Source organism: Geomonas subterranea, assembly GCF_019063845.1.
Taxonomy (GTDB): domain Bacteria; phylum Desulfobacterota; class Desulfuromonadia; order Geobacterales; family Geobacteraceae; genus Geomonas; species Geomonas subterranea.
The window spans coordinates 4,803,709-4,810,000 of record NZ_CP077683.1 but is presented as its reverse complement, the minus strand read 5'-3'; the positions used below and the strand labels follow the sequence as shown (position 1 = coordinate 4,810,000).

The following is a 6,292-nucleotide window of genomic DNA, read 5'->3' as shown; positions in this document are numbered from 1 at the left end:
CTTTGCCTGCGTCAACGGGTTTGTTGTTTGTTTTTCTTAACGCGCCAGAACCCTCTGTGATGACTGAAGGAGCGCGTTTGGCGGACACTGGTGGACAGGATGGCAACAAGGAACCCACCAGAGAGCCAAAACCTGAAAGCAAAAAGGCGATGCTTGCGCATCGCCCTTCTGCTTTTAGTACACTGCCGCTTAGCTAGGCTTGCGCGGCGTTAAGCGCTTGCTCTATGTCGGCTATGATATCCTTCACGTCTTCTATGCCGACGGAGAGCCTGATGAAGTCGGGGCTTACGCCGCTCTCCAACTGCTCCGCGGCACTCAACTGCTGGTGGGTAGTTGACGCCGGATGGATTACCAGACTTTTGGCGTCACCGATATTGGCCAGGTGCGACAACAGCTTCACGTTGTCGATGAACTTCCTTCCCGCCTCCAGACCACCCTTGATGCCAAAGCCGATGATGGCACCGGCGCCATTAAGGTACTTTTTGGCGTTGGCGTGGTCCTTGTGGCTTGGCAGCCCCGGGTAGTTCACCCAGCTTACCAGCGGGTTCTGCTCCAACCACTCGGCAACCTTCTGTGCGTTCTCCACGTGACGCTGCATCCTCACATGCAGGGTCTCGATTCCCTGCAGGATCTGGAAGGCGTTGAACGGCGAGATGCAGGCTCCCATATCACGCAGCAGTTCCACCCTCATCTTGATGATGTATGAGATATTGCCCAGGGCATCCCAGAACTTGAGACCATGATAGGACGGATCGGGTTCGGTGAATTCAGGGAACTTGCCGTTGTTCCAGGGGAAGGTGCCGCCGTCGACGACGCAACCACCGATGCTGGTGCCGTGCCCGCCGAGAAACTTGGTCAGGGAATAGACGACGATGTCGGCGCCGTGCTTGAGCGGCTGGAACACGAAGGGGGTCGCCGCGGTGTTGTCAACGATGTACGGGATACCGGCATCATGGGCAACTTTCGCGATGGCCTCGAAATCGTCGACGTTGTTCTTGGGATTGCCAATCGCCTCGCTGTACACCAGGCGGGTGTTCTCGTCGATGGCCTTGCGGATGTTCTCCGGGTCGGAGGAATCGACAAACTTCACCGTGATGCCCAGCTTCGGGAGGGTGTAGTGGAACAGGTTATAGGTGCCGCCGTACAGGTAGCTTGTCGAGATGATGTTCTGGCCGGCGCTGGCGATGTTCAAAACCGCATAGGTGGTGGCGGCCTGTCCGGAGGCGACGGCAAGGGCGGCGACACCGCCATCCAGCTCGGCCACCCTCTTCTCGAGCACGTCGGTGGTGGGGTTCATCAAACGGGTGTAGATGTTGCCGAACTCTTTCAGCCCGAACAGATTGGCTGCGTGTTCCGAACTCTTGAAGACATAGGAGGAGGTCTGGTAGATGGGTACGGCACGGGACAGGGTGGTCGGATCTACAGTCTGGCCGGCATGAAGTGCAAGGGTGTCAAAACCTAACGTTTTTTCTGACATAGTTCTCTCCTGTCCTTTTTCCGAAGCTTTTTTATAAAGAATACGCGATGCATCCTCTATACAAAAACTGCAGCCAGCGTGTCAACAAATTTGCCATTAAAAACTCTACCGATTTAGTCCGGCAGTCTTCCGTAAATCTCGGTAGCGCGTGCGAGTTTCGCGGCCAGCCGTCCGGAGAACGCATCGGCCGGGCAGCGCCAGCTCCAGTTGCCTCCCGCCACGCCGGGGATATTCATCCTGCCGCTGCTGGGCAACTCCAAAAGATCCTGCATGGGGATGATGGCGTAATCAGCCACCGAGGCAAGTGTACATTTCACCATCTGCCAAACGATGTCGTTTCCGTCCCGGTCGAAATACGACAGCACGTTCTTCTGCTCTTTCGCCTTGAGGGAATGGAACCACCCTGCAGTGGTGTCGTTATCGTGTGTTCCCGTGTAGACCACGCACGACCGGACATGGTTGTGCGGCAGGTACGGGTTGTCGGGACCCGACCCGAAAGCGAACTGGAGGATTTTCATCCCCGGCAGCCCGAACTGATCTCTCAGCGATTCCACTTCGGGTGTGATGACACCAAGGTCTTCGGCGATGATCGGCAGGCTCCCGAGAGCGTTGCGCAGAGCGTGAAAGAGCGCTTCGCCCGGCCCCTTGACCCAACGGCCGTTTATGGCCGTCTTCTCCCACATCGGCACCTCCCAAAAGGCCTCGAAGCCCCGGAAGTGGTCGATGCGGACCATGTCATAGAGTGAGAGATCGTTGCGCAGCCGGGCTATCCACCACCCGTAACCCTGCTCGGCTATCTTGTCCCAGTTGTAAAGCGGGTTGCCCCACAACTGCCCCGTCTTGCTGAAGTAGTCGGGAGGTACGCCGGCGACGACGATGGGGACGCCTTTCTCGTCCAGGTGGAAGAGATGCGGGTTCGCCCAGACGTCGGCGGAGTCGTAGGCGACGAATATGGGAAGGTCGCCAACGATGGAGATGCCAAGGACGTTGGCGTAGGTTTTCAGTTGCTTCCACTGACGGGAGAACTGCCATTGCATGTACTTCTGTTCGCCGATGGCCGTGCCGAGCTTTTCGCTCCAGGAGGAAAGGGCCTCCGCGTCCCTGTTCGCCAGGGCATCCGGCCAATCCTTCCAACTCACCTCCTTGAACTGCTCCTTCAGCGCCATAAAAAGCGCATAGTCATGCAGCCAGAAAGTGCTGTCGCAAAAGTGCCAAAATTCCTCCTTGCGCTTTTGGGAAGTCTCCATGAAGAAACGGGAAGCGGCTTCCTTGAGCCTGCCCATCTTGTATATCTCCACGGCCCCGAAATCCACACGCTCTGATTCAAGCTCAGGCCTCTCCTCTTCCGGCAACAGGTCGCCCTCGTCCTGAAGTATCTCCAGGTTGATCAGCAATGGATTTCCGGCGAAGGCCGAGTAACAGGAATAGGGCGAATTGCCGTAGGCGGTGGGACCAAGGGGAAGGATCTGCCACAGGGACTGTCCGGACTTTTGCAGGAAATCTACGAATCTCTTTGCTTCTTCACCGAAGGAGCCGATCCCTCCCGGGCCAGGCAAAGAGCTGGGATGCAACAGTATCCCACTCTTTCTCTTTCTCACCATGTAGACCTCGATTGCATTGAAATAGGCGCCACAGAGATGGCGCCAGGAAATGAGCAGACATTACTATGACATAAATCAGTTGCAATGCAATGATGCAAAGACTTTACGGTTTGGGCGCCAAATGGTATAGTGCGCCGCATGGAAACCATAAAGACTGCTTCTTTCGAATCGCTGATCGAGCTCGCGGTACCTGATGGGGATGGGTACATTTTCACCCTGGATGGGGAGACCTTCAGAATTAAGGACACTCTTGAGATAACCGGGATCGCCAGCAAGAAAGGGTACATCATTATCTACTAGAAAGCAGCCAAGGAGTGGCCGACTACTCTGACTCGTTGGTCCGTCTGACGTTGGACTTCTCTGATGGGTAGCGACTGAACGGTCAGGCGGCGGCCAGAATGGCGTCTACGCGCTCGCCGTTTAGGGTCTCTTCTTCCAGAAGCGCACTGGCCAAAGCATCGAGCTTGGTGCGGTTGCCGCTTACCAGCTCCATTGCCTTCCCCTCCGCGGAACGAATCAAAGTGGCTATCTCCTGATCTATCAGCCACGCCATCTCTTCCGAAAAGGTCTTTTCCTCCGCAAGCTTCATCCCAAGAAAGGGATGTTCCTCTCCACGCGAAAAGGTCATGGGACCTATCTTCTCACTCATCCCCCACTGGCAGACCATCTTCTCGGCCAGCTCCGTGACGTGCTTCAAATCGCTTTGGGCACCTGAAGAGACATCGTTGAAGACTATTCGCTCCGCGACCCTCCCCCCCAACGCCACGCACAGGCGGTTCACCAGGTAGGCTCGCGGATAGTGGTAACGATCGTCCTCGGGCAACTGCTGGGTCACGCCCAGTGCGCGTCCCCTGGGAAGGATGGTCACCTTGTGCACCGGGTCGGTACTGGGCAGCAATCTGGCCACCAGGGCGTGGCCGGCCTCGTGATAGGCCGTGATCCGCTTCTCCTCGTCGGAGATCACCATGCGGCGCTCTCCTCCCATGAGGATTTTGTCCTTCGCCCGCTCCAATTCCTCCAATCCCACCACGAGCTTGTTGTCCCGCGCGGCCAAAATGGCGGCCTCGTTCACCAGCCCCTCCAGATCGGCGCCGGTCATCCCTGGGGTTCCCTTGGCGATGACGGACAGCTCCACTTCCGCCCCCAGGGGAATCCTCCTCGTGTGCACCTTGAGGATCTTTTCCCGATCCCGCCAGTCAGGGCGCTCGATGACGACGTTGCGATCGAAGCGGCCGGGGCGCAGCAGGGCCGGATCGAGCACGTCGGGCCGGTTCGTCGCCGCGATCACGACGACTTCCGTATGCGGATCGAAGCCGTCCATCTCGGAAAGCAGCTGGTTCAGCGTCTGCTCCCGCTCATCATGGCCGCCGCCGAAACCGGCCCCGCGGCTTCTTCCCACCGCGTCCAGCTCGTCTATGAAAATGATGCTGGGCAGCATCTTGCGGGCACTGGCGAAAAGGTCGCGGACCCGGCTTGCGCCGACGCCGACGAACATCTCAATGAACGCCGAGGCGGAAATGGAGAAAAACGGAACCCCGGACTCGCCCGCCACCGCCCGGGCCAAGAGGGTCTTGCCGGTCCCCGGAGGGCCCACCAGCAACACCCCCTTCGGGACCTTGCCGCCGATCTGCTGAAACTTCCTCGGCTCTTTCAGGTACTCGACCACCTCGCGCAATTCCTGCTTCGCCTCTTCCATGCCGGCCACGTCCGCAAAGGTGACATCTATCCGCTCCGAGGTGTAGGCCTTGGCACCGGAGCGCGCGAAGCCTCCCATCATGCCGCTGGGTCCCTGCTTGCGCATCCCTCTCATCACGAAAAGCCAGACCCCTATGATGATCATCCATGGCAGCAGGTAGACGAAAATGGACCCCATCGTGGAGCCTTCGGTGGAAACGACGTTCAGGTCGACGCTGCGGGCGCTCAACTCCGGCAACAAGGTTGGATCTTCGATGGATGGCAGTGTGGTGCTGAAGTTGGTGACGTCGACGTTCTGACCTTTTTGTTCGACCGAGGCCGCCGGCACCTTGATTGCGCTGCGGAACTGCCCCTTGGCGTTTTTGCCCCGGAGGGTGAGTTTCACTATGTTGTTGGCGGCAAGTTCGGCGCGGAACCGGCTGTAGGTTATCTCCGCCCCACGCTCCGCCGTCTGCTTCACCATCGTCCCGTAGAAGAGATCGAGCAGCAAAACAAACAAGGCGGTGATCAGCAACGGCTTCCAAAAGGTCTGCGCCATGACCTTGCTCCTCCAACTCTGGCTGAAAAAGACACTTCGGTATTCTAACCAAGATGGAGAGCATTACAAGATTCTAATTATTAATGACGGGCCGTCCTCCCTAACCTTCCACCCGGTAGCAGCCAAAGCCGAATGAGGCGCCTTTGCCGAGATGGGTTGCGGCACCGAGCTGCAGCAACAGGTGGAAAGGTTCGAGATCCCCGGCAAAGCGGGCGCTGCCGAGGATGCCTGCCGGGCGGCCGTTCCAAGACACGAAGCGGCAGTCCGACCCAACGGTGCGCACCGATTCGCTGTGGCTGGAGAGCCAGCGGTAATCGAGGCCGGGTTCGGCGCCTTCATAGTGGTAGGCGAGCGAGGAGACCCTGCGCATGAGGGTGCGGGCGAAGTTGGCGAAGGTGAAGTTCTTGAGCAGACGTCCCTCCTGCACCAGCTTGAGGGGGGTCAAAAGACGTATGGCGACGGTTTCAATCGGCAGCGGCCCCGTCATAGACGGGTCAAGGGAACCCAATAGCGGCAGGGGGAAAGAGCCCTCGCCGGCGTAGGCGGCGCGCTCTCCCCCAGGAGATTGGGCGGTCACACCGGTCAGCGCCCCCCCCTTGTTCTCCACCAGGACCCGTACCGCAGCCAGGTAGGCCGGGAGGTGCTGCATCGAGTTGCCGACCAGGGTGAGGGCGAGTTCGCAGAGCCGGCCGCGGTTGGGGGGTGGAGGGAGCACGGGAAAATCGAAGATGAAAGGAAGGGGCGGCTTCTGGTGGCGCCGGACCGCTTCCGGATCATCAGCTATCTGCTGGCCGAAGATCTCCGGAAAGGCGCACACTCCCCGGCGACAGCCGGTGCAGTCCCCCCTTTTGCAGGAGAGGGCCGAGCGGAAGGCGGACTCGAATTCCGCCCGCGTGGCGTAGAAGGCGTAAGGGTCGGCGAGATCGTAACGCAGGGTGAAGCTGAACCACAGCTTCGCGTAATGCAGTTCCACTGGTATTT

At 58.8% G+C, this 6,292-nt stretch carries 5 protein-coding genes; 1 reads left to right on the top strand and 4 read right to left on the bottom strand.

What is annotated here, in order from left to right:
* Positions 1 to 193: 193 nt before the first annotated feature.
* Positions 194 to 1,477, bottom strand: a complete 1,284-nt coding sequence (locus tag KP001_RS21085) for an O-acetylhomoserine aminocarboxypropyltransferase/cysteine synthase family protein (RefSeq protein WP_217287444.1) — start codon at positions 1,475 to 1,477, stop codon at positions 194 to 196.
* A 113-nt stretch (positions 1,478 to 1,590) separates the two neighbouring features.
* Positions 1,591 to 3,078 carry a 4-alpha-glucanotransferase gene (gene malQ, locus KP001_RS21080; RefSeq protein WP_217287443.1) on the bottom strand — a complete coding sequence of 496 codons (1,488 nt, stop codon included), beginning with the start codon at positions 3,076 to 3,078 and terminating at the stop codon, positions 1,591 to 1,593.
* 138 nt (positions 3,079 to 3,216) lie between these two features.
* Between malQ and KP001_RS21075 the strand changes: the two genes are divergently transcribed.
* Positions 3,217 to 3,378: a hypothetical protein gene (locus KP001_RS21075; protein ID WP_183348458.1), complete on the top strand. Its 162-nt coding sequence runs from the start codon at positions 3,217 to 3,219 to the stop codon at positions 3,376 to 3,378.
* An 82-nt stretch (positions 3,379 to 3,460) separates the two neighbouring features.
* Here the strand turns inward: KP001_RS21075 and ftsH are convergent, their stop codons facing one another.
* Both ftsH and cas6 read right to left on the bottom strand, forming a co-directional pair.
* A complete protein-coding gene (ftsH, locus tag KP001_RS21070) occupies positions 3,461 to 5,311 on the bottom strand; it encodes an ATP-dependent zinc metalloprotease FtsH (protein WP_217287442.1) in 1,851 nt (616 codons plus the stop codon).
* Between the two features lie 100 nt (positions 5,312 to 5,411).
* Positions 5,412 to 6,284 (bottom strand): CRISPR system precrRNA processing endoribonuclease RAMP protein Cas6, encoded by an 873-nt coding sequence (cas6, locus tag KP001_RS21065; RefSeq protein WP_217287441.1) that lies wholly within the window; start codon positions 6,282 to 6,284, stop codon positions 5,412 to 5,414.
* Between the last annotated feature and the right edge of the window lie 8 nt (positions 6,285 to 6,292).

Excerpts from the sequence above, each read along its gene's own strand:
- KP001_RS21085 (WP_217287444.1), bottom strand. The coding sequence starts at position 1,477 with ATGTCAGAAAAAACGTTAGGTTTTGACACCCTTGCACTTCATGCCGGC.
- malQ (WP_217287443.1), bottom strand. The coding sequence starts at position 3,078 with ATGGTGAGAAAGAGAAAGAGTGGGATACTGTTGCATCCCAGCTCTTTG.
- KP001_RS21075 (WP_183348458.1), top strand. The coding sequence starts at position 3,217 with ATGGAAACCATAAAGACTGCTTCTTTCGAATCGCTGATCGAGCTCGCG.
- ftsH (WP_217287442.1), bottom strand. The coding sequence starts at position 5,311 with ATGGCGCAGACCTTTTGGAAGCCGTTGCTGATCACCGCCTTGTTTGTT.